At 66.1% G+C, this 25423-nt stretch carries 25 protein-coding genes and 2 pseudogenes; 15 read left to right on the top strand and 12 right to left on the bottom strand.

The features are described from left to right. The first annotated feature begins 184 nt into the window (after positions 1 to 184). From HUK65_RS15450 to HUK65_RS15420, 7 genes are all read left to right on the top strand, one after another. Complete coding sequence (locus HUK65_RS15450; protein ID WP_235442187.1) at positions 185 to 1465, top strand: serine hydrolase domain-containing protein; 1281 nt, start codon at positions 185 to 187, stop codon at positions 1463 to 1465. A 29-nt stretch (positions 1466 to 1494) separates the two neighbouring features. Beyond that, the gene (locus tag HUK65_RS15445; RefSeq protein WP_179907169.1) at positions 1495 to 2175 is read left to right on the top strand and encodes a glutathione S-transferase family protein; all 681 of its coding nucleotides are present in this window, start codon (positions 1495 to 1497) and stop codon (positions 2173 to 2175) included. 29 nt (positions 2176 to 2204) lie between these two features. After that, the gene (locus HUK65_RS15440) at positions 2205 to 2642 is read left to right on the top strand and encodes a VOC family protein (protein WP_179907168.1); all 438 of its coding nucleotides are present in this window, start codon (positions 2205 to 2207) and stop codon (positions 2640 to 2642) included. Positions 2643 to 2707: 65 nt separating this feature from the next. Then, positions 2708 to 3430, top strand: a complete 723-nt coding sequence (locus HUK65_RS15435; protein WP_179907167.1) for a DUF1428 domain-containing protein — start codon at positions 2708 to 2710, stop codon at positions 3428 to 3430. Then, positions 3423 to 4316 (top strand): VOC family protein, encoded by an 894-nt coding sequence (locus HUK65_RS19135; RefSeq protein WP_179907166.1) that lies wholly within the window; start codon positions 3423 to 3425, stop codon positions 4314 to 4316. The genes HUK65_RS15435 and HUK65_RS19135 overlap by 8 nt, the downstream gene beginning before the upstream one ends. Before the next feature lie 112 nt (positions 4317 to 4428). Then, complete coding sequence (locus tag HUK65_RS15425; RefSeq protein ID WP_179907165.1) at positions 4429 to 5079, top strand: glutathione S-transferase family protein; 651 nt, start codon at positions 4429 to 4431, stop codon at positions 5077 to 5079. Next, complete coding sequence (locus HUK65_RS15420) at positions 5060 to 5248, top strand: hypothetical protein (RefSeq protein WP_179907164.1); 189 nt, start codon at positions 5060 to 5062, stop codon at positions 5246 to 5248. Before HUK65_RS15425 ends, HUK65_RS15420 begins: the two co-directional genes overlap by 20 nt. A 22-nt stretch (positions 5249 to 5270) precedes the next feature. On the opposite strand, the gene HUK65_RS15415 is transcribed toward HUK65_RS15420, so the two are convergent. Continuing rightward, positions 5271 to 5756 carry a MarR family winged helix-turn-helix transcriptional regulator gene (locus HUK65_RS15415; protein WP_327787137.1) on the bottom strand — a complete coding sequence of 162 codons (486 nt, stop codon included), beginning with the start codon at positions 5754 to 5756 and terminating at the stop codon, positions 5271 to 5273. A gap of 83 nt (positions 5757 to 5839) precedes the next feature. Between HUK65_RS15415 and HUK65_RS15410 the strand changes: the two genes are divergently transcribed. Further along, positions 5840 to 6025 carry a hypothetical protein gene (locus HUK65_RS15410; protein WP_179907151.1) on the top strand — a complete coding sequence of 62 codons (186 nt, stop codon included), beginning with the start codon at positions 5840 to 5842 and terminating at the stop codon, positions 6023 to 6025. Positions 6026 to 6262: 237 nt separating this feature from the next. On the opposite strand, the gene HUK65_RS15405 is transcribed toward HUK65_RS15410, so the two are convergent. Then, entirely contained in the window at positions 6263 to 7156 is an 894-nt protein-coding gene (locus HUK65_RS15405) for a DMT family transporter (RefSeq protein WP_179907163.1), read from the bottom strand. A gap of 136 nt (positions 7157 to 7292) precedes the next feature. Here HUK65_RS15405 and HUK65_RS15400 point away from each other — a divergent pair. Beyond that, positions 7293 to 7394: pseudogene (locus HUK65_RS15400) on the top strand (phage terminase large subunit family protein); the annotation flags it as partial. Positions 7395 to 7478: 84 nt separating this feature from the next. Here the strand turns inward: HUK65_RS15400 and HUK65_RS15395 are convergent. From HUK65_RS15395 to HUK65_RS15370, 6 genes are all read right to left on the bottom strand, one after another. Continuing rightward, positions 7479 to 8324, bottom strand: coding sequence for a sugar phosphate isomerase/epimerase family protein (locus tag HUK65_RS15395; RefSeq protein WP_179907162.1), 846 nt, complete (start codon positions 8322 to 8324; stop codon positions 7479 to 7481). Positions 8325 to 8337: 13 nt separating this feature from the next. Next, positions 8338 to 9618, bottom strand: coding sequence for a TRAP transporter large permease (locus HUK65_RS15390; RefSeq protein ID WP_179907161.1), 1281 nt, complete (start codon positions 9616 to 9618; stop codon positions 8338 to 8340). Between the two features lie 3 nt (positions 9619 to 9621). Beyond that, positions 9622 to 10122 carry a TRAP transporter small permease gene (locus HUK65_RS15385; RefSeq protein ID WP_179907160.1) on the bottom strand — a complete coding sequence of 167 codons (501 nt, stop codon included), beginning with the start codon at positions 10120 to 10122 and terminating at the stop codon, positions 9622 to 9624. Positions 10123 to 10194: 72 nt separating this feature from the next. Beyond that, positions 10195 to 11157, bottom strand: coding sequence for a TRAP transporter substrate-binding protein (locus HUK65_RS15380; protein ID WP_179907159.1), 963 nt, complete (start codon positions 11155 to 11157; stop codon positions 10195 to 10197). A gap of 86 nt (positions 11158 to 11243) precedes the next feature. Then, positions 11244 to 12398, bottom strand: a complete 1155-nt coding sequence (locus HUK65_RS15375) for a Gfo/Idh/MocA family protein (RefSeq protein WP_235442186.1) — start codon at positions 12396 to 12398, stop codon at positions 11244 to 11246. A gap of 3 nt (positions 12399 to 12401) precedes the next feature. Beyond that, positions 12402 to 13460, bottom strand: coding sequence for a sugar phosphate isomerase/epimerase family protein (locus tag HUK65_RS15370; RefSeq protein ID WP_179907158.1), 1059 nt, complete (start codon positions 13458 to 13460; stop codon positions 12402 to 12404). 118 nt (positions 13461 to 13578) lie between these two features. Between HUK65_RS15370 and HUK65_RS15365 the strand changes: the two genes are divergently transcribed. Together HUK65_RS15365 and HUK65_RS18830 are read left to right on the top strand one after the other, a co-directional pair. Then, positions 13579 to 14607 (top strand): LacI family DNA-binding transcriptional regulator, encoded by a 1029-nt coding sequence (locus HUK65_RS15365; RefSeq protein ID WP_235442185.1) that lies wholly within the window; start codon positions 13579 to 13581, stop codon positions 14605 to 14607. A 558-nt stretch (positions 14608 to 15165) separates the two neighbouring features. Next, positions 15166 to 15537: a hypothetical protein gene (locus HUK65_RS18830; RefSeq protein WP_235442184.1), complete on the top strand. Its 372-nt coding sequence runs from the start codon at positions 15166 to 15168 to the stop codon at positions 15535 to 15537. Between the two features lie 18 nt (positions 15538 to 15555). On the opposite strand, the gene torT is transcribed toward HUK65_RS18830, so the two are convergent. Continuing rightward, a complete protein-coding gene (gene torT, locus HUK65_RS15355; RefSeq protein ID WP_179907157.1) occupies positions 15556 to 16662 on the bottom strand; it encodes a TMAO reductase system periplasmic protein TorT in 1107 nt (368 codons plus the stop codon). Between the two features lie 71 nt (positions 16663 to 16733). Between torT and HUK65_RS15350 the strand changes: the two genes are divergently transcribed. Then, positions 16734 to 19664, top strand: coding sequence for an ATP-binding protein (locus HUK65_RS15350; RefSeq protein ID WP_179907156.1), 2931 nt, complete (start codon positions 16734 to 16736; stop codon positions 19662 to 19664). On the opposite strand, the gene HUK65_RS15345 is transcribed toward HUK65_RS15350, so the two are convergent. Then, positions 19645 to 20349, bottom strand: coding sequence for a response regulator (locus HUK65_RS15345; RefSeq protein ID WP_179907155.1), 705 nt, complete (start codon positions 20347 to 20349; stop codon positions 19645 to 19647). The genes HUK65_RS15350 and HUK65_RS15345 overlap by 20 nt on opposite strands. Positions 20350 to 20529: 180 nt before the next feature. Between HUK65_RS15345 and HUK65_RS15340 the strand changes: the two genes are divergently transcribed. The 3 genes from HUK65_RS15340 (at position 20530) to HUK65_RS15330 (ending at position 24527) form a co-directional block, all read left to right on the top strand. Beyond that, the gene (locus HUK65_RS15340; protein WP_179907154.1) at positions 20530 to 21438 is read left to right on the top strand and encodes an ABC transporter substrate-binding protein; all 909 of its coding nucleotides are present in this window, start codon (positions 20530 to 20532) and stop codon (positions 21436 to 21438) included. A 96-nt stretch (positions 21439 to 21534) separates the two neighbouring features. Further along, positions 21535 to 22551, top strand: coding sequence for a quaternary amine ABC transporter ATP-binding protein (locus tag HUK65_RS15335; protein ID WP_179907153.1), 1017 nt, complete (start codon positions 21535 to 21537; stop codon positions 22549 to 22551). Beyond that, entirely contained in the window at positions 22548 to 24527 is a 1980-nt protein-coding gene (locus HUK65_RS15330) for an ABC transporter permease (RefSeq protein WP_179907152.1), read from the top strand. Before HUK65_RS15335 ends, HUK65_RS15330 begins: the two co-directional genes overlap by 4 nt. 144 nt (positions 24528 to 24671) lie before the next feature. On the opposite strand, the gene HUK65_RS15325 is transcribed toward HUK65_RS15330, so the two are convergent. Beyond that, positions 24672 to 24977 (bottom strand): hypothetical protein, encoded by a 306-nt coding sequence (locus HUK65_RS15325; RefSeq protein ID WP_327787136.1) that lies wholly within the window; start codon positions 24975 to 24977, stop codon positions 24672 to 24674. 50 nt (positions 24978 to 25027) lie between these two features. Continuing rightward, positions 25028 to 25349 (bottom strand): annotated as a pseudogene (locus HUK65_RS19130) (DUF882 domain-containing protein); the annotation flags it as partial. Positions 25350 to 25423 lie beyond the last annotated feature (74 nt).

Below are 25423 nucleotides of genomic sequence, written 5' to 3'. Positions count from 1 at the left end.
CATCAAGATGAGTCATGCCGCTCCAGATACGTGTATCCCCGGTCACTTGAAACTGCGCCATTGCGCGCAGTGGCCGCCGCGGAGGCAAGCCTTGCCGCCAGTTTGGCCCAGTTACGGCGAAATAACTTGTATATGCAAGTTATAACTGCTACGCAGTTCGGCAACGTGATTCCGGGGAGGTGACATGCATCTGACGCCACGAACCAGCACCGCGTTTGCAAACCTTTCGCGCCGGCGGGCATTGACCCTGGGCGGTGCCGCCATGGCGGTCGGTGGTGCCGGGCTGCCCGGCCTGGCGCTGGCCGCGCCGTATCAAGCGGTGCGCCAGATGCTCGATGCCGCCGTCGAAGGGGGCGATGTTCCCGGCCTGGTTGCCCTGATCGGACGCGGTGGGGATGTCTGGACACACGTGGCGGGTGTTCGTGACCTGGATAGCGGGGCGCCGATGCGGCGTGACACGCAATTCGCGGTGGCCTCCATCGGCAAGCCGATCACCGCAGTTGCCGCATTGATGCTGGTGGAGGATGGCGTGATCGGCCTGGACGATCCGGTCGATCCCTGGCTGCCGGAGCTTGCGGATCGTCAGGTGCTGCGCTCCATCGACAGCGAACTGGACGATACCGTTCCGGCCGAGCGGCCGATCACCCTGCGCGATCTGCTCAGCATGCGGATGGGGCTTGGTTTCATCCTGGCCGACCCCGCAACCACCCCGCTTGCCGCACGGATGAATGCGCTGCAGCTGGCCCCCGGCCCGCATCTGTTCGGCAAGGATGCAGATACCTACATGGCGCGGCTCGGATCGCTGCCGCTGGCCCATCAGCCGGGCGCCCGCTGGTCATACCACACCGGGCTGGATGTGGCCGGGGTGCTGGTGCAGCGGGCGAGCGCGATGCGCCTGGGCGATTTCAAGCGCAGGCGGATGTTCGGGCCGCTCGGCATGGCGGATACCGGCTTTTCCGGGCAGACCGAACGCTTGGCGACCCAGTACTGGCGCGACCCCGAAACCGGGAACTTCGATGTCTGGAACTCGGCCGCGGGCGACAGTTTCGCGGCCCCGCCGCCATTCGAGGCCGGCGGCGGCGGGCATGTCTCGACCGTGGATGATTTCCTGGCTTTCGGCCGGTTCCTGCTGGATGGCGGGCGCGCTGGCGGGCGGCAATTGCTCTCGGCCGAACTGGTGGCCGAAATGCTGACCGACCAGATCACCGAGGCGCAGAAAGCCGCGTCGCCCTGGTTTCCGGCGGATTTCTGGCAGACCCATGGCTGGGGGCTGGGCGTGGCGCTGCGCACCGCCCCCGATACCGCGCGCGGGCGCTTTGGCTGGTGGGGCGGTTTCGGAACCGCCTTCTGGTGCGACCCGGCCAGCGACACGGTCGCGGTGCTCTTCACGCAGCGGATGATGGCGGGCGCCGATGACACCGCGCTGCCCGAGGCCTTCCTGGCCGCCGCCTTTGGCGAAACCTGACGGCGGCACTCCGACAACGAGGTGAATGCATGCATGATCTGATCCTGACGACCTTCGACTGGGTGCCCGAGGCCCCGCGTGGCTATGTCCGCGACCTGCGCGCCCGCTGGGCGATGGAGGAAGCGGGCCTGCGCTACCGGATCGAAACGGTCGCGTTGCAGGACCGCGGCGCGGCGCATCTGGCACATCAGCCTTTCGGACAGGTGCCCTGGCTGGTCGATGGCGCGGTCTCGGTCTTTGAAAGCGGCGCGATCCTGCTGCATCTGGGAGCCTACAGCGAAACCCTGCTGCCGACCGAACCGAAACGCCGGGCCGATGCGATCAGCTGGCTTTTCGCGGCGCTCAATTCGGTCGAACCGCCGGTTCTGGCCGCTGTGGTCTTCGGCTTTGCGAACGACTCGGAGCAGACGCCAGGTCGCAAGGGCCTCGACGCCTTCCTGCAGGGGCGACTTGCGGACATGGAGCGTGTCGTGGCGGGCCGCGATTGGCTGGCGGGCGCGTTCTCGGTTGCCGATATCGCCATGGTCGATGCCCTGCGCGTGGTCGAGCGTTTCGCCGGCGGGCTCGACGCCTATCCCGCCTGTCGCGATTACATTGACCGTGCCACCGCGCGCCCGGCATTCGTCAAGGCGCATGGCGACCAGATGGCGCATTTCGCGGCAGCCGACCGCGACAGGGCGCCAGGCTCGCCGACCGTTCCGGCCGCTTGAATGAAGCACACTCGAACAGGAGGACTGACATGACCGAAGCACAAACTGCCAAGCGCCCCACCGCATCGGATATGAAGGGTGTGATCCCCTATATTGCCTTTGCCGGTCGCGCCAACGAGGCGGTGGACTTCTATGCAAAAGCCTTCGGGGCGACGGATTTCGGGCGCATGCCCAACCCCGACAACCCTGATCGGCTCATGCATGCCCAGGTCGGGATCAACGGCGGCAGCTTGATGATGACCGACCATGGCTGCGAGGACGCGACCGACCCCGCGCCGCTGGATCGGGCGCACATGCAGCTTGTGGTCGCGGATGGGCGCAAATGGTGGGACCGCGCGGTTGCGGCGGGCTGCACGGTCGTCATGCCCTATGAGCGGCAGTTCTGGGGCGATGACTGGGGCATGGTCACGGATCCGTTCGGGATCCGCTGGGCGATCCTGCAGCCGGGCCCCGGGCGGGGAGAGTAGAGGAACGGACCATACCGGGGCGCCTGACCGGCCTGGGCCCCGGCACAAACAGGAGGGAACGGGTCATGACCTGCATTCAGGGCTTCATTTGCGCGGTGCCGACTGCGAACCGCGCAGCCTTTATCGAGCACGCATCCAAGGCGGCCGAGGCCTTTCGGGACCTCGGCTGCCTGTCGGTTGCGGAATGCTGGGGCGATGATGTGCCACCGGGCAAGCTGACCTCCTTTCCCCTGGCGGTGCAGGCCACGCCCGATGAAACGGTAGTCCTTGCATGGTATGTCTGGCCGTCGAAAGCGGCCCATGATCAGGTGATGCAGGGGCCGATGGATGATCCGCGCCTGAGCATGGAGACGAACCCGATGCCGTTCGACGGCAAGCGCGTGATCTATGGCGCCTTTGAGCCGGTCTTCGAGTTGGGCACGCCCCATTCCGGCGGCTATGTCGATGGTTTCGTCGCCGCCGTGAAGCGCGACCGGCGCGACGCGTTTCTGAACATCGCCCGCAATTGCGACCCGATCTTCATCGAGCATGGCGCGAGCTGGATCATGGACGCCTGGGGTGTGGACATCCCCGAAGGCAAGCTCACTGATTTCCGCCGCGCGGTGCAGGCCGAGCCGGACGAGGAGGTCGTATTCTCCTTGGTCCAGTGGCCCGACCGCGCCGCGCGCGATGCAGGGCACCAGAAGAACATGAACGACCCGCGCATGACCGCGCATGAAATGCCCTTTGATGGCAGGCGGCTAATTTTCGGCGGGTTCGTCCCGGTCGTGGAGGTGCAAGGTGGCTGAACAGAAGATCATTCCCCATCTGTGGTTCGACGGTGCCGCTGAAGAGGCAGCCGCGCTTTACACCTCGCTTGTGCCGGGATCTGCCATCAGCGCGGTCAGTCGCTATGGCAAGGCCGGGTTCGAGGTGCATGGCCAGCCCGAGGGTACGGCGATGAATGTCGATCTCTGCCTTGGTGGCCAGCGGCTGCTGGCGCTCAATGGCGGGGCGCGCTTCCGGCCGACCCCGGCGGTGTCGTATTTCCTGACCTTCGAGGACCGCGCCACGCTCGATGCCGCCTGGACCGCACTGGGCGAGGGCGGGCAACTGCGTATGCCGCTTGATGAATACCCTTGGAGCCCGCGTTATGGCTGGGTCGATGACCGCTGGGGTATGTCCTGGCAGTTCGCGCTTGGGGATCCGGCGCTGACCGGGGGGCAGGTGCTGACGCCGATGCTACTCTTCGTCGGTGCACAGGCTGGCCACGCCGAGGCGGCGATGGCGCATTACACCGAACTGTTCCCCGATGCCGGCATCGGGGGTGTGCTGCGCCATGACGGCACAGGCGACGATCCGGCCGGCACGGTGATGCATGCGCAGTTTCGCCTAGCAGGGCAGACCTTCATGGCCGGTGACAGCGCGCTGATGCATGATTTCACCTTCACCGAGGCCAATTCCTTCGTCGTCTTCTGCGACGATCAGGCCGAGATCGACCATTACTGGCAGGCGCTCTCGGCCAAGCCCGAGGCCGAGCGCTGCGGCTGGCTGAAGGACCGTTTCGGCCTGTCCTGGCAGATCATCCCGCGGCACCTGCCGACGCTGCTTTCCTCGTCCGATCCGAAAGTCATGGAAACCTTCATGGGGATGGGCATGATCGACATCGCGGCGCTGGAGCGTGCCGCCGAGTAGCCGTGCGTCGAATGCGAAGCGGTCGAACCTCGTGGATTGAAGGGGCCGAGGGCGGAAAGGCGGCGCATCGCCCGCAAGACACTTCGGTATTCGCAATGATTGGAGCCAGACCTTGACCGCCACCATCACTGCCTTCGAACGCTCGCCCGACGGTGGCCGGGGGCTGGCGCGCGACATGCGCGTTCGCTGGGCGCTGGAGGAGGTGGGGCAGCCCTACGAGATCAGGCGCTTGTCGTTCGAGGCCATGAAGGAACCTGCGCATCTGTCCTGCCATCCGTTCGGCCAGATCCCGACCTGGGAGGAGGGCGAGCTCGTCCTCTTCGAGTCGGGGGCGATCATCCTTCACATCGCCGAGCGTCATGCGGGCCTGCTGCCAATGGATGCGAATGCCCGGGCGCGGGCCGTCACCTGGATGTTCGCTGCGGTCTCGACGATGGAGCCGCCGATCATCGAACGTGAGGCCGCCTCCTACCTGGAGCGCGACAGGCCCTGGCACGCCGAGCGCCTGCCTGTGCTGGAAGAGCGCATCCACGAGCGGCTGGGTGCGCTTTCCACGCGGCTCGGCGATGCAGACTGGCTCGACGGCGGGTTCAGCGCGGGAGATCTGCTTATGGTTTCGGTGCTGGTCCGGCTGAAAGGTGCGGGCTTGCTGGATAAGCATCCCAACCTCGCCGCCTATGTCGCGCGCGGTGAGGCGCGGCCCGCCTACCAGAGGGCCTTCGACGCGCAAAGGGCGGTTTTTCATGACCGATCGGTCAATTGATGCGGACAAAAGAGCCGCGCAAGCAGAGATCCAGGACAGGATTACCGGCAAGCGCAATGCCGCGCTCTGCGCCGCGACCCTCGACTGGATTGACCGAAGCGAGCCTGTAGTCGAGACCGAAGCGCGGCTGGCACGGCTGGCGCGGCAGGTTCGCCGTGATCTCGCTTGAGCGGGCACTGCACAGGGGGCCTTCATCCGTGTTCCCCCGCCTGCCCCGTCGGCGCCTCCAGGTTCTCGGTCACCTGCGTCTGCAGTGCCAGGGTTTCCTCGATGAAAGCGAGTATCGTCTTCAATTCCGCCGGGCTGCGCCGGGCAAGCAGCGCCGCGCCGCCCTCGGCCAGCGGTTGATACAGGACCATGACCTCCGAGCGCGCGCGATCTGTCGCGCGAACCTGTATCTGGCGGCGATCCCGTGCGCTTCGCTGCCGCTCGACCAACCCGCGACCGGCCAGCCGATCGAGCAGCGCCGTCATCGCCGACCGGGTCAGCCCGACACCGGCTGCCAGCACGCTCGGCGGTTGGCTGCCATGAGCCAGCATCGCTAGGCACCGCCGTTCGGCCGGGTTGAGACCGAGCCGATGGCCGACCGCTTGGTCAAACCTCTGGGTTGCATCCTGCCACTGCATGATCGCGGCAGACAGTCGGCTTTCAAGTTCGGAGCGGGATGTGGTTGACACTTGTGCTTACCTGTCAAATTATTCGATGGTCGAATCATATTAAACGCATGAGCCCATGCTCGCAACCCAGAGGAGGCCCGGACATGATCACTGACAACACACAAGCCGCCAGCCCACACCCTGCCGAGACTTCGCAACATGACGCACGCGCGCGGCAGGCGATGAACTGGTATGGCTTCGGCTCGCCCGTCGGGCTGGCGCTCCTGATCCTTTCGATCAGCCTGAGCGCGGTATGCCTGCGCATCGCCTTCTTCGGCCTGCCTGGATGAGGCGATGGATGCCCGCTGCAAGGCCGCGAAATGGCGCGCGGCCTTGGCCTGCAATGCCGGTACCGGCAGGTTTCGTTGCAGTGATCGGCGCCAGCTACGGGTTTGCCCTGCCCCTCGGAGCAATCGGCCACCTTTTGGGGGCGCGCGCCGGAGTCGCTTGGGGGGGCATGTCCGCACGCAACGCGACAGCCTTGCCGGGATCAGGACTGGTCTTGCGCACCGCGTCACGCCGGGATGTCAGGCTGCCGAGGTAGCCTGCATCGCCCTGCGCTTGCGCTGATCGGCGCCCCAGAGCGCCAGCGCCACACCGCCAAGAATGCCGAGCGAGCACAGAACAAGGCGCAGGGTGAGCGGCTCGGCGATGAAAAGCACACCACCGACAGCAGCGATGGCAGGCACGCTCAGTTGCACATAGGCGGCTGTGCTGCGTTCCAGTGCGGGCAGCACGCTGTACCAGATGGCATAGCCCAGCCCCGAGGCGAGCGCACCGGAGGCGATGGCATAAAGCCAGCCCGCCAGGCTGGTCGTCTGCGCAAAGAGCCCCGGCAGGATCAGCAGGAACGCGATGGGCAGGCAACGCAGGAAATTTCCGCCCGTATCGACCAGGGGCGCGGCAGAACCACGCCCGATCAATGTGTAGGCCGCCCATGCTAGCCCCGCGAGGATCATCAACGCAGCCCCAAACGGATCGGGTGCGGTCACGCCCGGCAAGACCAGAAAGACCAGAAACAGCATCGCAGCAGAAAAACCGGCCCATTCAAAGGCACCGGGTCGGTCGCCCTGCCCTATCGCCCAGCCCAACATGCCCAACTGCACGGCGGCAAAGAGCAAAAGCGCGCCGGTTCCGGCCGCAAGGTCCAGATAGGCATAAGAGAACGCAATCGCATAGAGAAAAAGCGCAAGCGCGCCACCTGTGCTGCCGCCCATCCGCCCCCAGCCCGGCCGGGCGCCCCGCCATACCAGGATCAACACCAGCATGAGCGCGCCGGAGGCCAGGCGAACGCCGGTATAGGTCAGCGCATCGGCCTCACCCTCTGCCAGTGCGATACGGTTCAGAACCGAGTTGGCGGCAAAGGCGACCATCGCCAGCGCCGTCAATGCCGAGATCTTCGCTGCATTTGATACTGCCATGCCGCTTGTCTCCGCTGGCTACACGCAGCTTGTCACGCTTCGACGCTAGCAGACGCCTGCCATAGCGACAAGCAACGGAAGGTTTTCCGCCGGATAGACCAGAGGCAAGGCGTGGACAGCACGATCACCGAATTCGATGGCGCGCACGCCCTATATGCGCGGGATCATGAATGCGCTCTCGCCCGGCAGTCCCATGCAGCGGGTGGTGTTCATGAAGGCGGCTCGGGTGGCCGCATCGCCATCGGCAACACCATGGCCGCGCGCCATGCGCCCGATTGGCATTGGGTGCAACACATACGGGGCCCGGCGTGCAGATCGTGCCTCAGGCGCCTTCCCATCGGTTGCGCATGAAGGCCAGAGCCTCGCGGGCCAGTGCAAGCTCGTCGTCGAACATCTGGCGCCAGATGCGGGTCGCGGCCGAAAGCTCGGCCAGTGCCATGCCAAAGGCCTCGACCACCAGCGGTCCGTCATAGCCCGCCGCCTTCAGCGCGGCAAATGTCTCATCCCAGCGGACCTGGCCGCATCCGGGGATTGACCGGTCATTCTCGGAAATATGCACCAAGGCAATGGCGTCGATATGGTCCCGGATTGCGGCAGCGGGATCCTTTTCCTCGATATGGGCGTGGAAGGTGTCATAGAGGATACCGGCGTTTGAGCCGACGCGGCCCGCGAACGCGGCCGCGCTGGCGGTATCGTTGAGCAGATAGCACTCGAACCGGTTGAGCTGTTCGATGGCCAGACGCACCCCCTTCTGCGCCCCGCGCTCAGCCACGCGGGCGAGGATCTCGGCGCTGCGCGCAAGCTCGTCCGGGGTCGGACCGCGCCCCGAAAAGACGCCGATGGAGGAATGGATCGGTCCGGACAGGATCGGTGCCTCCAGTGCGGCGGCGCAGTCCACCATCCGGTGCAGCGCCGCCTCGCCGCGTTGCCGTGTGTCGGGATCGTCGGCGCAGATGTTCTGATCCGGCCCCAGCGCGGTGACGGCCAGCGGCGCAAGGCCCATGGCACGCACCTCACGGCCCAGCCGCGCGTAGGCGCCGACATCGTCGATATCGAACACCGGCAACTCGGCCAGATCGTACCCCATGTCGGCCAGGGCGCTCAGAACCGGAAGGTGCCGGGCCTCGACCCGGGTTGTCCACAGCAGCAGGTTCATGCCATAGCGCATCGCGCCCCCTCCGTCATCGATATACCAGATCGCGCAATCCCAGCGAGATCACGGGCAGCAAGGTGATGGCCAGCAGGCACAGGAAAACCACCCCGATGAAGGCCAGCGTCGGCGCGATGATGCGCTGCACCGGCAGGTTGGCCACGCTGCAGACCGCGAACAGGTTCAACCCGAAAGGTGGGGTTATGAACCCGATGGCCAGCGACACGATCATCACGATGCCGAAATGCACCGGATCGATCCCCAGCGCCATGGCCACCGGCACCAGGATCGGCGCCAGAACGATGATTGCGGCGGCGGCTTCGATGAACATGCCGATCACCAGCAGCGTGGCCACCACGAAAGCCAGGAACACCAGCGCCGAGTCGATGTTGGAGGTCAGCCAGGCACCGATGGCCATCGGCACGCCTTCGCGGTTGATGATGAAGGCAAACAGCCCCGCCCAGGCGATGATGAACAGGATCAGCACCGAAGAGATGACCGATTTTTCCAGGATCGGCATCAGATCACGCCAGCCCAGTTCGCGGTGGATGAACATGCCGACAATAAGCGCATAGGCCACCGCGACGGCCGAGGCTTCGGTCGGGGTGAACACACCGCCATAGATGCCGCCCAGCACGACGACCGGCATCAGCAGCGCCCAGAACGCCTTTCGGAAGGCTGGCCATGGCTTCAGCCCGGTGACCGCATCGGCCTTTCCGTGCCCGGTTACCCGCGCCCAGATCAGCACATAGGCCACCAGCGCCGCGCCGATCAGCATCCCCGGCCCGAAGCCAGCGATGAACAGCTCTCCGATCGAGACATCGGCAGCCACGCCATAGAGGATCAGCGGGATCGAGGGCGGGATGACGATGCCCAGCTCGGCCGAGGTCGCCTGCAGCGAGGCCGTCCAGGGCTTGGGGTAGCCCGCCTTGACCAGCGCCGGGATCATGATCGCGCCGATGGCGAAGGTTGTCGCCGTGGACGAACCGGACACGGCGGCGAAGAACAGGCAGGTCACCACACAGGTCGCTGCCAGCCCGCCCTGGGTGTTGCCGACCAGCACCCGCGCGAAATCGACCAGCCGACGAGAGATGCCGCCGGTGTTCATCAATTGCCCGGCCAGGATGAAGAACGGGATCGCGACCAACGGAAACTTGTTGAGCGAGACATAAAGCTGCTGGCCGATGAGGGTCGGATTGACCGCCCCCATCACCTGAATGCCGAAGATCGACGCCAGACCGATGGCGACCGCTATCGGAACGCTGAGCAGGAACAGCGTGCACATCACCACGATCAGGGAATGGGCGACCATTGCTCAGGCCTCCACTTCAAGTTTGGGCGGTGGGTCGATGAAATGCGCCACCACCGCCAGCATGGCAAAGACCGAACCCACCGGGATCGACATGAACGCCCACATCATCGAGATGCCCAGCGTCGGATGGACATTCACCTGCGCGCGGGCGGCCATGGCCCAGCCATACCAGAACATGTGCCCCAGAAGGATCAGCACGCAGATCAGGATGAACCAGCGCATGACGGCTTCCCAGCGGCCTCTGGCCATCGTCGCCAGAATGTCGATGGAGACCAGCGCGCCGCGGCGAAAGGTGACTGCGATGCCAAGATAGACCATGTAGATGATCGCCAGTTGCAGCACCGGCTCGGTCCAGGACGTGGGCTGACGGATCACATAGCGCATGATGATCTGATAGCAGGCCAGCATCGCCGCCAGCGCCAGCGCCCCGCATGAAAACAGGGTTACCGCGCGGGTCGTGACGTATTCGACGGCCAGAAAGCCTTTGCGAAGGGTGGCGAGCATGAACCTCGGTTTCCGTGCAAGGCGTAACCGGCGGCAGCGGAACACCCCCGCCGCCGGCCGCGGTGGTCAACGTTACTCGAAGTCGGCGATTCGGGCGATGTTCTCCTCGCCGAACTCCTCCCCGAACTCGGCAAAGGCGGGGGCCAGCGCCTCCATGAAGCCGCCATGATCAAAGCTTTCGGTGATGGTCATGCCCCGCTCGCGCAGGGTATCGAGTGCTGCGCCATCCTGCTCGTCGGTGGCCTCGCGCATCACCGGGATCGCATCGCGTGCGGCCTGCATCAGGATGTCCTGATCCTCGGCCGACAGCCCGTCCCAGGTGTCCTGCGATGCCGCGAACAGCGCCGAGGCCATCAGGTGCCCGGTCATCGTCAGATCGGACTGCACCTCGTAGAAGCGGCTGGCGACATGGATCGACAGCGGCTGTTCATTGGCATCAACCACCCCGGTCTGCAGCGCGGCATACAGCTCGTTGAAGCCCACCACCGTCGGCTGGAAGCCCAGCGCGCGATAGGCTGCAAGGTGGATCGGATTGTCTTGGGACCGCAGCCGCACGCCGGACAGCGCGTCCACCGTGTCAAGCGGGACGTTGGCGGTCATGTGACGAAACCCGATGTCGCCCCAGGCCATTCCGATCAGGCCGCGCTCGGGCATGGCGGCCAGCAGCTCCTCGCCGATCTCGCTGTCGAGCACCGCGCGCGCATGTTCCAGATCACGGAACAGGAACGGAATGTCGAGGATACGCATATCGGGCACGAACGGGCCCACCGCCGCCGACGAGGTCACCATCAGATCGACCGAGCCGATCTGCGCGCCTTCGATCATGTCGCGCTCATTGCCCAGCGCACCGGCGGGGAACACCTGCACGGTGATGCGGCCATCGGTGCGTTCGGCCACCAGATCGGCGAAATGCTCGGCCGCAAGGTGATAGGGCGAGCTGGTGGAGATATTGTGCCCCAGCCGCAGGTTCTGCGCCTGGGCGGCCGTGCTGGCCAGAAGCAGCGCAGCGGTGCCGGCAATGACGATATGTTTCATGGTTCCGTCCTCCCTAGACAGGTTGCGGGCGCGTGATGGTGCGCGGGCGCCCTCCGCGACGGTCGGGGTGCGATCGCTTCGCCCGATCATGGAGCGAGGCCCACCCAGGCGGCGTTCTGTGCCGAAGACTGCTGGCAGGCGGCAATGAAGGCCATGCCGCGCAGCCCGTCCTCAAGTGTCGGCAGGGCGGTCCGGGCTGGCGGCCCCCCCGTGCCATGGGCCCGGATCGCGCGGGCCGCTTCGGCATAGAGGTTGGCGAAGCCTTCGAGATACCCCTCGGGATGTCCGGCGGGCACACGCGTCAGCGGCTTCAGCACCTCGGGCATCCCGGCGCCGTTGCGGGTCAGCAGGCGGCGCGGCTGCCCAAAGGGGGTGTGCCACAGCCGGTCTGGTTCCTCCTGGTCCCATTCCAGCCCGCCCGTTTCGCCATGCAGGCGCAGCCGCAGCCCGTTCTCGCGCCCGACCGCAACCTGGCTGACCCAGAGCTGACCGCGCGCGCCCTGCCCCAGCCGCAGCAGGACATGGGCGTTGTCATCCACCGCGCGGCCGGGGACAAAACTGTGCAGCTCCGCCGCCAGTTCCTCAACCCGCAGCCCGGTGACGAACTCCAGAAGGTTGAAGGCATGGGTGCCGATATCGCCCAGCGCCCCGGCCCCGGCGCGGGCAGGATCGGTGCGCCAGTCGGCCTGCTTGTTGCGGACCGGTTCGGTCAGCCAGTCCTGCGCATATTCGACCTGCACCACCCGCAGCGCGCCCAGCATGCCCTCTGCCACCATCGCGCGCGCCGCGCGGACCATCGGATAGGCGGTGTAGTTATGCGTCAGCACGAAAAGCGCGTCAGAACTGGCTGCGGCCTGCGCCATCGCCTGCGCCTGCGCGGCGGTAGCCGCCAGCGGCTTGTCGCAGAGCACATGGATACCGCGGGTCAGAAAGGCCTGCGCCGGGGCCGCGTGCTTGTGATTGGGCGTCACGATAGCCACGGCCTGAACCCCGTCCGGGCGGGCGGCCTCGGCCTCGGCCATGGCGGCGAAATCGTCATAGATGCGGTCCTCGGCCAGCCCCATCGCCCGCCCCGAAGCGCGCGCCCGCGCCGGATCGGAGGAAAGGGCCCCGGCAACCAGCACGAACTGCCCGTCCAGCCGTGCGGCAATCCGGTGCACGCCCCCGATGAAGGCCCCCTCGCCGCCGCCGACCATTCCCAGCCGGATCGGCGGCTGAGCATCGGATATGCCCACGGTCATCCGTCAGTCCTCCAGCCCCAGCAACCGCCGGTTGGCGGCGCGGTCAGTATCCACACCAGCGAAATCGTCGAAGGCGCGATCGGTGACCCGAATGATGTGGTCGCGCACGAATTGCGCGCCTTCGCGCGCTCCATCCTCGGGGTGCTTCAGCGCGCATTCCCATTCGACCACCGCCCAGCCTGCGAAGTCCATGACGGCAAGCCTGGCGAAAATGGCGCCGAAATCCACCTGCCCGTCCCCCGGCGAACGGAAGCGCCCGGCACGATCGGCCCAGGGCTGGTAGCCACCATAGACCCCCTGGCGCCCGGTCGGGTTCAACTCGGCGTCCTTGACGTGGAACAGTCGGATCCGGTCCCGATAGATGTCAAGATGGTCAAGATAATCGAGGCCCTGCAACAGGTAGTGCGACGGGTCATACAGCATGTTGGCACGCGGATGATCGCCGACCCGGTCCAGGAACATCTCGAAAGTGACACCGTCGTGCAGATCCTCGCCCGGATGGATCTCGAAGGCGATATCGACACCGTTCTCTTCAGCCTCGTCCAGCAGCGGGCGCCAGCGGCGGGCCAGTTCGTCGAACGCCTCTTCGATCAGCCCGGCGGGGCGCTGCGGCCATGGATAGACATAGGGCCAGGCCAGCGCCCCCGAGAACGCAGCCAGTGCGGGGCACCCCAACCTGCGCGACGCGATAAGCGCCTTGCGGACCTCGGCCACCGCCCATTCCTGACGCGCGGCCGGGTTGCCGCGCACCTGCGGCGCGGCGAAGGCGTCGAACAACGTGTCATACGCCGGATGCACCGCGACCAGCTGGCCTTGCAGATGGGCCGAAAGCTCCGTTATCGTGATCCCGCTCTCGTTCGCCTGACCGGCTATCTCGTCGCAATAGTCCTGGCTTTCGGCCGCCAGCGTCAGGTCGAACAGCCGCGTATCGCCGCTGGGCACCTGCACGCCCAGATAACCGCAATCCGCCGCCCAGGCCGTGATCGACCTCCAGTCGTTGAATGGCGATGCATCCCCGGCGAATTGTGCCAGAAAAAGCGCCGGCCCCTTCAGGGTACGCATGGTATCCTCCCTTCAGCCTCTTGTCGGGCCTTGAAATCGATTACAATATGCAGCCTACACATGATGTATTCGATTACAAGACCTTTTTCTGACCGCCGATATGTGCTTGAAAAGCGCCATGGAAGGGCATGGAATGGAACGGTTCACGCCACGGATCAGGGATGTCGCACGCGTCGCGGGTGTATCGACCGCGACCGTCAGCCGCGCGCTGTCCAAGCCTGATGTTGTCTCGGCCGATACGTTGAAGACCGTGCTCGCCGCGGTGGCAGAGACCGGCTACACGATCAACCACGCGGCCCGGAACCTGCGTCAGCAGCGCACGATGAGCGTGGTCGCACTGGTGCCCAATCTTGCCAATCCCTTCTTCTCGCGCATCCTTGCGGGCATGTCCGCTGTGCTGACGCAGGCCGGGTACAACCTGCTGGTGGTGGATACCGAAGGGCCGGGCGTGGACCGCCATATCGCCCGCACGCTGGATCGCAGCCGCGCTGACGGGCTGATCGTGTTCGACGGGCTGCTGCCGCCCGAGGACCTGCAGCCCGACCGACTGCGCCCGCCGCTTGTCATGGCCTGCGAATGGATCGAGGACCTTGCCGCGCCCCGCATCCGCATCGACAATGCCGCCGGGGCCGGGTTGGCCGTCGCGCATCTGGCGCGGCTGGGCCATCGCCGGATCGGCCATCTGCTGGGCCCCGAGGCCAATGTCCTCGCCCGTTCCCGCGCCGACGGAGTGCGCCAAGAGCTTGCAGCCCGCGGCCTGCCGGTCCGGCCCGAGTGGTTCCTGCCCGGCGACTATTCGCTCGAATCCGGCCGCCGCGGCGCACGCGACTGGATTGCCATGGACGACCGCCCGACCGCAATGTTCTGCGCCAGCGATCAGATGGCATGCGGCTTCATCGGCGAAGTGCAGCGCCGGGGTTTCCGTGTGCCGCAGGATGTCTCGGTGGTGGGGTTCGACAACATCGACCTGGTCGATCACATCACCCCGGCGCTGACCACGATCCGCCAGCCGCGCTGGTCGATCGGCGAAGCCGCGGCCAAGGTCATGCTGTCTCTGATGACCGATACCGACGCGCCGCCGCCCGACACCGTTCTGCCTGTCGAACTGATCGAGCGTGAAAGCACATCCGCATGCGCCGCGATCTGACCGGCATGCCACGCCACCCCGATCATCGGCGCCAACACCCTGACAGGCTGCTGAAAAAGCCGCCCGTCTCCTGATATTCAGGCAAGGGACCGGGAAACTCGTCCTCGCCACGCCCTTCACAAACCCTGTCCCGGGCGACCAACTTGGGACGCGCCCGACCATCAAGGGGCTTACGCGGCCCCACCGGGGCCACGGCCCCCATGATCCCGGGACGGCGCATTCCTGAACGGCTTCACCGCGCTCGGCATCCCTGTCACGGAAGCCGTGGGAAAGGTCTGTCCGGGGAAAGGGCCCCCTGTCCGTCACCCGATTTGTGCAACAGAGCCCTTCCTGAGCGGGGTGCCGAAATGTAAGCGAAGCCCATCACGCTGAAATGACAGCAATTATTTCAGCGCCGTGGTGGGACCTGACAAGATGAATTCGACGTTCTCCCTCCTTATCGTCTTCCTGACCCAGCTTTTCATGCCGCGGCACAACGCGTAGCTGCGGCTGCTCAAGGCCCAGATCCAGATCCTGCGGACCCGCATCCCAACGCAGCGGATAATCCTGTCTCCTGAAGTGAAAGCCGAGCTGCTGCGCATCAGAGCGGCGTATAGGCATGAGATCGACGGGCTGCTGGGGGTCGCAAAGCCCGCGACATACAAGCGCTGGCTTGCCCAGATGCGCAGTGGACGCCCCTTCATGGCCGTGGGCAGGCCGCGCCTGACTCAGGATTTGCGCGACGTCGTCATTCGCATCGGGTCGGAGAACCATCTCTGGGGCTACAAGCGGATTACTTGGGAAATGGGGGCTGGATCAAGGAGAACTGCAAGTGCGGTTGGCACCCTCCGCAGGCAAGTATCTTCCAGAGTAGCGCGGGCTCTCCGCGGCGCGATGCATCTGGAACACCTTCTTTGCGAGATCAACGCCGATGATGGTACCTTCTCGTGACTGTAGCAATAGGTCGATTCAGTCCGTTGCCGCCGGACCCTGGACCGGGGTGCTCTCGAATTCGAACACCGCTTCGAAATCGGCAGGAGCAAGCGATTCGAGGCTGCCGACTTCTGCCACAGTCTCCGGTGTCACCGTGACGATCGAGGGGCCTGCCTCGGTGACTAGCAGCTCCGACTGGAGCGCACGCACCGCCATTTCGACGCCCAACCGCCCCTGCAGGACGGGAAAATCCGTGGGTGCGGCAAGGATGCGCCCTCGCTGCAAGCCGCGAAACACGGCATGGCTCAGATAGGTCGATACGATGCCAATGTCGTCGCTCAACCCCTGCGCGCGCAGGATGGAGACGGCGACCTCGGCGCTTGGGCCGTTGCCGACGATGTAATCTATCCCCGGATGCGCTTCGAGCGCCTGTTCCACCAGCAGGATCTGGTCCTGCCGCCCGGTGTCGCCGTAATAGATGCCTGCGATCTCGACCGCGCTGCCCGCTATTGCGGCATGAAACCCCGATTCGATAATCCCCACCCAGCCCGCGCCATAAGGACCCGGAAACCATGCCACGCGGACCGGCGGCGTGTCTGCGGGATGACGCTCGGCCAGAAAGCGGCCAGCGCTGGCGCCCATTTCAACCCAGGACACCGCCGCCTTGGCCGATATTCCGGCGGGGTGAATGTCATTCACCACCGCGATGACCGGCATCTGCGCGGCGACGTCCAGTACCGTTTCCGTGTGCCCGTCGAAAGATACTGTCCCGAGGATGATCGCGTCCGCCTCGGATCGGGCGCAGGCGCGGATCTGCTCGGCCTGCCGGGCGCGGTTGGGATAGCCGTCGGCCTCGTGCAGGGTGAACGAGACGCCAAGCCTGCGGGCTTCTTCGACCATGCCGTAATTCACGCTCAGCCAGTATGGGTCCTTTATGTGGGGATAGAGGATGCACAGCCGCCAGTTCCGCACGGCACGTTCCAGCGGCACATACTCCAGCGGTTCCTGCACCATGGTGCCGTCAGCCTGTGCAACCGGCCGTTCCAGCGCCCAGCCTCCGGCGCCCGCGGCACTGGCGCAAGGCGCCCCGCCCAGGACAAGGGCGACGCAGGCCAGCGTCCTGTGATATGGTGCGGACTTCATCTTCTCTCCGTGCGATACCGGTGTGCAATACCGTTCGCACCATAACGCAATTCGAGGACCTGCGCACCGCCATGCCGAGAATCCGCGGTACCAGCCTTGGACGAAAGTTCCTGATCGCCTTTGCGATGATCACCGCAGCGCCCGTGGTCGTGGGGATGCTGGGCTGGATGGAGTTGCGCGATGTCGCCCGCAGCCAGGCCACCGTGGTCGCCGAGGCGATCCCCGCCATTTCGCAGGTGCGCGGGATCGTCGGAGACACCAGCCGCGCCGTGGTGGTGGCGCCGGAACTGGCCGCCGTCACCACCGACAGCGCCCGCGCCGAGCTGCGCGCGTTTCTGACCGCACAGGTGGACGCGCTGCGCGAACGGATCGACGGCTACGAAAGTTCGGGCATGCAGGTGCCATCGGATCTGATGGCGGCGGCGGGGGACCTGGATGACCGGGTCAACCGGATCGATCGGCTGGTGCGCCAGCGTATCAGTGCCATCGAACGGCGCGATGCCTGGCTTGGCCATGCGCTGGCCGCAAGTGCCGAATTGCTCCAGATCGCCGATACGCTGGTGGCCAACGCGGAAATGAGCGCCATCGCCATCGCCGTCCACCTCTATGAGTTCGAGCCCGAACACAGCACCCCGGACGCCCGTCTGGACATGCTGGACAAGCTGATCGAGGTCGATCTGTTCCAGATCAGGCTGATGCTGGATCTGCGCGCACATGCCGCCGAAGTCGGTCTGCTGCTCAGCCGTCTGCCCACCGTCCAGTCTCTCGGCGAGTTCAACGCCCTGCGCGCGGAAATCCGCAGCCGGGCCGATATCCTTGGGCGCCGGGTGCTCAACGTCCAGGACCCCAGCCGCGCCGAACAGGCCATGTCGCTGATCCGCACCTTTCACGCCACCGAAACCGGGCCTCCGGCAACCGGCGGGCTGTTCGAGGCCGCACAGGCGGTGCTGGAGATCGAACCGCTGCTGGCCGAGGCGCAAGAAGCCCTGCGCGACACGGCGCACCGGCTGGATCAACAGGCAGCAAACCTGGCCGACCGGATCGAAAGCCGTGCGGCGGCGGCGGGCATGGCGGCCGAATCCACCATCCGGCGCACGCAACTGCTCTATGCCTGGGGGGCGGCGCTGACGCTGCTGCTCTCGGCGCTGGTGATGTGGCTCTATGTGCATCGCAACATGGTGCGCAGGCTCGACGGGCTGGCTGGGGACATGCTGGACCTGGCCGAAGCGGATGCCTCGGCCAGCAAGGCACGCATTATTGGCGACGAGATCACCCGCATGGAGGGTGCGGTGCAGGTTTTCCGCCAGCAGGCGGCGGTGAACCGCCAGCTTCAGGCAGAGCGCGAGCGCATGCTGCACGAATTGTGGGAGCACCGCAACGAGTTGCAGCGCCTGGTGGACGGGCAGACCGAAGCCCTGCGCCTGGAGATCACCGCCCACGCCGCCGCCCGCGCCCGCGCCGAGGCCGCCGATCAGGCGAAATCGGAGTTCCTGGCCATGATGAGCCATGAAATCCGCACGCCCATGAACGGTGTGCTGGGCATGCTGCGCAGCCTGTCGCGCGACCGGCTGACGCCGCGGCAGAAGGAATGGCTGCGCGCGGCGCTGACCTCGGGCAAGGGGCTGATGGACATTCTCAACAGCCTGCTGGACACGCTCAAGACCGACCGCGGCGCGTTGAGCGTGGATGCGGCGCCCTTCCGCCTGACCGACATGCTGCGCGATATCGTCCTGCTGATGGCCCCGGTGGCCGAGGAAAAGGGATTGTGGCTGCGCCTCGAAGGCGAATCCGAGCAGGTTCCGCCGCTCATGGGCGATGCCGGAAAGCTGCGGCAGATTCTGTTCAACCTTGTGTCCAATGCCATCAAGTTCACGGACACCGGCGGTGTGACCGTCTCGGTCGCGTGCAAGCCGCGCGAGGAGGGGCGCATCCGGGTTGCCATGACCGTTGCGGATACCGGGTGCGGCATTCACCCGGACGCGCAGGCCCGCATCTTCGAGGCCTTCACGCAGGAAGACAGCCAGACCGCGCGCACCCATGGCGGCACCGGGCTGGGGCTGACGATCTGTCGGCGACTGGCGGACCTGATCGGCGCCGAAATCGCGCTGGAAAGCCGCCCCGGTGCGGGGGCGCGCTTCACCGTGACCACCACTCTGGACGCCGCGCGGGAACCGGCCCCCGGCCGGACCGCGGCGCCTGCAGAAGACATGATCGCCTCTGTCAGTGCGGGGGCGGCGCAGCGGCGCCTCAACCTGCTGGTGGTCGAGGACAACGACATCAACCAGCGCGTCATCGAAAGCTTTCTGGACGCCATGGGCCATGACTGGGACCTCGTCGCCACCGGCGCGGCGGCGATCGTCCGGGCAAGCGCTTCACGCTATGACGCCATCCTGATGGATGTGAACCTGCCCGATATCTCCGGCACCGAGGCCACGCGGCAGATCAGGGCGCTGCCCTCGGCGCAACATCGCGCGGTTCCGGTGATCGGGGTCTCGGCGCATGTGCACGAGCGCGATCTGCAGGCCTGCATGGCCGCGGGCATGAACGCCATGGTGCCCAAGCCGGTGATGCCTGCCGATCTGGCCGCCGCGCTGGCACGTGTTGTCCCGGAGCAGGGCGCGCAGGACAGGCGCCAGCCGCTGGCCCAGACCCTCGATGATCTGGGCGCGGCGCAGACCGTCCAGTTGGTGGAACTGTTCCTGCAACGGCTGGACCCCGCGCTGGCCGCAATAGCGGCTGCGGCGGATGAGGGGGATCTGTCGCGGCTGGAACGGGCGGCGCATCAACTCAAGGGCGCGGCGGGGAATTTCGATCTGCCGGACCTCTGCGCGGCGCTTGGCGGCCTCTGCGATGCCGCCTTGGCGGGGGACTTGGCGCGCGCGCGGGCCTGCGCGGCGGCCGTGCCGTCGCTGGCCGAAGACGCCCGCCGCACGCTGTTGCAGGCTCGCGATGCGCTGGGCGATCAGGAAACGAGCGCAGCGCTCATTCAAGTGGCGCAATGAAAAGATACCCCTCGCCGTGCGAGGTGCCGATGATTCGCGGCGCGCGCGGATCATCCCCCAGCTTGACCCGCAACCGGCGCACGATCACGTCGATGGTGCGCTGCCCGGCCCCGGTCTGGCGGTGTGGCAGCGCCATGTACAGCCGGTCGCGGTGCATGACCTGCCCCGGATGGCCCGCAAGCGTGCGCAAAAGCTCGTACTCGGCGCGGGTCAGCGCGATCTGCGCGCCTGACGGGTCGGTCAACTGGCGTGACACCGCGTCAAAGCTGAAGCCCGCAAAGCGCAGCGTGCGCCGGGTCAGGTTGCGCTGCGCCGAGCTGCGCCGCAGCAGGTTCTTGACCCGTGCCGCCAGTTCGCGGCGGTTGAAGGGTTTGCAGACATAATCGTCAGCACCCAGTTCCAGCCCGACGATGCGATCCACGTCATCGGTGCGTCCGGTCAGCAGGATGATGCCGATTTCGGAACGCGCGCGTTGTTCGCGCGTAATCTCCAGCCCGTCCTTGCCCGAGAGGTTGATATCGACGATCAGCAGGTCGGCCGCGTCGCTGGCCAGGAGCGATTCAGCCTGTGTCGCTTCGGAAAAAGCGGAAACCTTGTGGCCGAACCCGGCAAGATAACTTGCCAGCGCCTCGCGCGTGACCGGTTCGTCCTCGATCAGCACGATATGGGCCTGACTGTCCGTCATGGCGACCCCTTCACCCCTGCGCTGCTTGTTAACATTTCGCAACAAATTTGTCGAGCCTGTTCATATCAAGGGCCTTACTCGTTCATAACCTCTGCCTAGCATGACCCTGCGGCGGTTGAGCATACACCGCTGGCGCCTGAAGCCAGATTCAGGTGCAAACCCCACAGGGAGACATGAAAAATGCAGCGAAAAGCCTGTTTGTTGGCCGGCGCCGCAGCGTTGGCGCTGAGCTTCGGAGGCCCGGCCATGGCCGAGGATTCCTCCGATCCGATCATCATTCCGATTCACAACTGGTCCAGCCAGATCGTGATGAGTCACATTCTGGGCGAGATGCTGACCGAAAACGGCAACTCGGTGGAATTCGTCTCGGCCGACAGCCAGGCGGTCTATGAGGCGATCCGCCTTGGCGACGTGCATCTGCAGGTCGAGGTCTGGGAAGGCGCCTTTGCGGAATCCTTCGATGCGGCGCGCGCCCAGGGCGGCATTCACGCCGCCGGTGCCCATGATGCCATCACCCGCGAGGAATGGTGGTATCCGCTGTGGGTCAAGGATCAGTGCCCGGGCCTGCCGGACTGGGAAGCGCTGAACGCCTGCGCGGAAATCTTTGCCACACCTGAAACCGGCGACCGTGGCCGGTTCCTCGGGGGGCCGGTGGACTGGCTGAAGAACGATCACGAGCGGGTCGAGGCGATGGACCTGAACTTTACCGTGGTCAACGCTGGCTCGGCCGCCGCGCTATGGGCGGAACTGGCCGCGGCCGAACGCAATGAAACCCCCATCGTGCTGTTCAACTGGACCCCCAACTTTGCCGAGGCTGTCTGGCCCGGTGAATTCGTGGAGTTCCCGCCCTGGGAGGAAGGCTGCCTTGCCTGCGGTCACCCTGCCGATGGCTATCTGAAGATCGCGGCCTGGGACGGGATGCAGGAGAACTGGCCCAGCGCCTATGCGATCCTGAGCAGGCTGAACTTCACCAATCCTCAAATCGCGGAAATGGCGCGGCTGGTCGATGTCGAGGGGCTGGACCCCGAGGATGCTGCCATCGCCTGGATGGAAGAGAACGAGGACACCTGGCGCGCCTGGATGAATTGAGTCGCCGGTTCGCTCCGGGCGCCCCCGGCCTGCCGCCGGGGGCGCCCAGCATCATTCGAGAATACCGCCAACTGCCCGCAAAGAAGGAGGCCCACCTTGGCCGATCCCGTGATCCGTTGCCGCAATGTCTGGAAAGCCTTCGGCCCCGATCCCGCGGGCCATGTCCGCGCCGTGGAAGGCGGCGCGCCGCTCAATGCGGATGGTCATGTGGTGGCCGTGCGGGACGTGTCTCTGGAGGTCCGGCGCGGCGAAATGCTGGTGGTGATGGGGCTTTCCGGTTCGGGAAAGTCCACGCTGGTGCGCTGCCTGTCGCGGCTGATCGATGTGACCGGCGGGCAGATCACGATCGAGGGTCAGGATATCGGCGCGCTGAGCGAGCGCGACCTGATTGCGCTCCGGCGGCGCAAGATGGGCATGGTGTTCCAGAGCTTCGGCCTGCTGCCCAACCGCACGGTGCTGGAAAACGTGGCCTTTCCGCTGGAAATGCGCGGGCAGGAACGGGGCGCCCGGATCGCCCGCGCCCGCGCCATGCTTGAGCTGGTCGGCCTGGCCGAGCGCGAGGACTATTACCCGCGCGAGCTTTCGGGCGGGCAGCAGCAGCGCGTGGGCATCGCCCGCAGCCTGGCGATCGAACCCGAAATCTGGTTCCTGGACGAGCCGTTCTCGGCGCTGGACCCGTTGATCCGCAAGGAGATGCAGGACGAGTTCCTGAGGCTCAAGGCGCTGTCCGAACGCGCCATCGTCTTCATCACCCATGATTTCGACGAGGCGCTGCGGCTGGCCGACCGGATCGCCATCATGAAGGACGGCGCCATCGAACAGTGCGACACGGCGGACCGGATCGTGCTGGACCCGGCCACCGAATATGTCGCGCGCTTCACTGCCGGGGTGGACCGGGCGCGCGTGGTTCATGCCGGGGCGCTGATACAGCCGCTCAACGGCGTGGCCGTCGAAGGCCCGCCCGTGGCTTCGGGCGATACGATCCGGGTTCTGGCGCGCCGCTTGATCGAGGATGAGCGCGGGCTGATCCCGGTGGCCGATGCTTCAGGCCGCGTGGTCGGCGCGCTGCAACGCAAGGCCGCGCTGGACCTGCTGGTGGGAGAGGCGCCATGAGCGCGAGCCTCGACCAGCACGCGGCCTCGGTCGGCAACCGGTCGCATCCGCTTCAAACCTGGCAGATCCTGCTGGCGCTGGCCTTCGTGCTGGCGGTGGGCAAGGCGCTGCTGCCGCCCGGACTGGTGCGCCCGCCGGAGTGGATGATCCTGCCCTTCGACGACTGGATCAACGCCGCCTTCGATTTTATCCGCAACGATCTGGGGCTGGTGGTGGTCACGCGGGCCATCGCCGACGGGATCGAATGGTGCCTCGATGTCACCGGCAACCTGCTTTACGGGCGCAACCGCTGGCCGCGGATCGGCCCGGTCCCGTGGTCGGTGGTTCTGGTCAGCATGACCATGCTGGGATATGCGCTGGGCGGCTGGCGGCTGGCCGCGCTGGCGGGCGGCACGATCCTGTGGATCGCGGTCATGGGGCAGTGGCGCTGGTCCATGGAAACGCTGTCGGTGATCCTGGTTGCGGCGCCGGTGTCGGTGCTTCTGGGTCTGGTCACGGGGGTTGCGGCCTGGCGTTGGCGGGCGTTCGAGCGGGTGCTGAACCCGCTTCTGAACATCGCGCAATCGATGCCGCATTTCGCCTACATGATCCCTGTGGTGGTGTTCATCGGCGTCGGTCCGAAGGCGGGCGCGGTGGTGACCATCATCTTTTCGGTGCCGCCGATGATCCGGCTGACCCTGCTGGGCCTGCGCAAGGTCCCGTCCGAGGTGGTCGAGGCCGGCAAGATGAGCGGGGCCTCGCAGTGGAACCTGCTGACGCGCGTGCGCATCCCAACCGCGCGGACCGAAATCCTGATCGGGGTCAATCAGGTCATCATGCAATGTCTGGCCATGGTGGTGCTGGCCTCGTTCATCGGCATGCCGGGGCTGGGGCAGCGGCTGCTGCAGATGCTTCAGGCGCTGCGCATCGGCCCGGCCTTCGAGATCGGTATAACCATCGTGCTGATCGCCGTGACGCTGGACCGGCTGTCGCGGGCCTGGGCCATGCGCAAGCCGGTCCACCATAATCCCGGCACCAGCTGGGCCCGGCGCCACCGCCTGTGGCTGATCTGGGCCGGGCTGGCGGTTGCGGCCTGGTTGCTGGCGCAGATGGTGCCTTATTTCCATATTGTCGCGCGCGGACAGGCGCTGTCGCTCGCCGGGCCGATCAACGCGGTGGTGAACGCGTTTCTCGATGTCGTCTCGCCGTTCACCGAGGCCTTGCGGCGGTTCCTGATCGTGCAGGTGCTGATCCCCTTCCGCGACGCGATCCTCTGGCTGCCCTATACCACCGTGCTGGCGGTGGTGGCAGCGGCGGGCTGGGCGCTGGGCGGCTGGCGCTCGGCGCTGGTGTGTCTGGCCTTCATCGTGCCCATCGCGATGACCGGCTGGTGGGACCGGGCGATGATCACGGTCTATACCGTCCTGACCGCGGTGACCGTTGCCGCGCTGTTCGGCATTCCCTGCGGCATCTGGGCCGCGGGAAAGCCATCGCGCGCCCGGCGCACGCTGCTGGTCTGCGACACGTTGCAGACCTTTCCCAGCTTCATCTACCTGATCCCGGTGGTGATGCTCTTTGGCGTGTCGGACGTGGCGGTTCTGGCGGCGGTCATGGTCTTTGCCGCGGTGCCGCTGGTGCGCTACACGGTCGAGGGGCTGACCGGGATCGCGCCGGAAATGCTGGAGGCGGGCCAGATGAACGGCGCCACCCGCTGGCAGGCGCTGCGCCATATCCGGCTGCCGTTGGCCTTTCCCACGCTGCTGGTGGGGTTCAACCAGTCGGTCATGTTCGCGCTGTTCATGGTCATCATCGCCGCCTTCATAGGCACGCAGGACCTCGGCCAAGAGATGCAGCGCGCGCTGTCGGCCACCGATGTCGGCAAGGGGCTGGTGCTTGGCTTTGCGGTGGCCTTTCTGGGGTTGATGGTGGATCATCTGCTGATGCGCTGGTCCGACCGTGTCCGCACCGGCAACCGCCGCCGCCAGGGTGCGGCTTGAAGCATGGGCCATGCCGACCTGCGGCATGACAAGCAGATATGCGCGCCTGCGATTGTAGCGCGCAACCACCGAGATACTGGACTGCCTCGAGCGGATACTGTGGATGCCGCCAGCCAGCGCCATATTTCCGAACGGGAAGTTCGGCTACCTTCTTGCACAGACCCGCGCCTGGTCGCGCAGGACGGCGTAGTCGGCGAGCCAACCGACGATCCGCGCCCCCTCGGGCAGCCGGTCAAGAAGATCGTCGCGGCTGCGAAGACGGCGTGCGGCGGCGTCCAGCATCTGGCGGTGGATGGCATCGGTCTGCTCCAGCTGGTCGAGCCGCTCGGCGGCGCGGCCTGCGCGCTCGCCGCTCCGGCGGAGGTTGAGGATGAACAGGGTGATGGTGAGCGCGACAAGGGCGACACCCGCCGCTCGCCGTGTCCAAGGCCGAGCGAGCAGCCCGGCCACGAGGCTGGCCCACATCAGTGCAGGCCCTTCTTCCAGTCATCGACCCGCGCTCAGACGGCCACCGCGATCCCGCCCAGCGCCGGCGCGATGAACACCCAGCGCAACGTGTCCAAATATGGCACCAGCGGTAACACGGCACCCAGCGCCTCTGCCAACACCTCCTGAGCCACCTCGACCCCGGCGGCCCCGGTGCCTTTAAGCGTCCGGCTCTGCGCGCGCCTCGCGCGCAGGTGGGGCCTCGGCGGCAAAGGGTGCCGCGCGCGCCGGGAAGCGCTCGCCCCACTGGCGCGCTGGACCCAGATCGATATGGATAAAGCCCGAGCGGGGATAGAAGCCAAAGCCGAGGAAACCCACCTCGCGGGCTGCGGCCTGAGAGTCCGATTCATAATGGTCTGAATGATTTCAGGTTCTTGCGATGAGGCGGGTGAGGCGACGGATGTGGGCGA

The sequence above is a fragment of the Rhabdonatronobacter sediminivivens genome (genome assembly GCF_013415485.1).
GTDB lineage: Bacteria > Pseudomonadota > Alphaproteobacteria > Rhodobacterales > Rhodobacteraceae > Rhabdonatronobacter > Rhabdonatronobacter sediminivivens.
The sequence above is the reverse complement of the archived record's forward strand: the minus strand, read 5'-3'. Positions and strand labels throughout refer to the sequence as shown.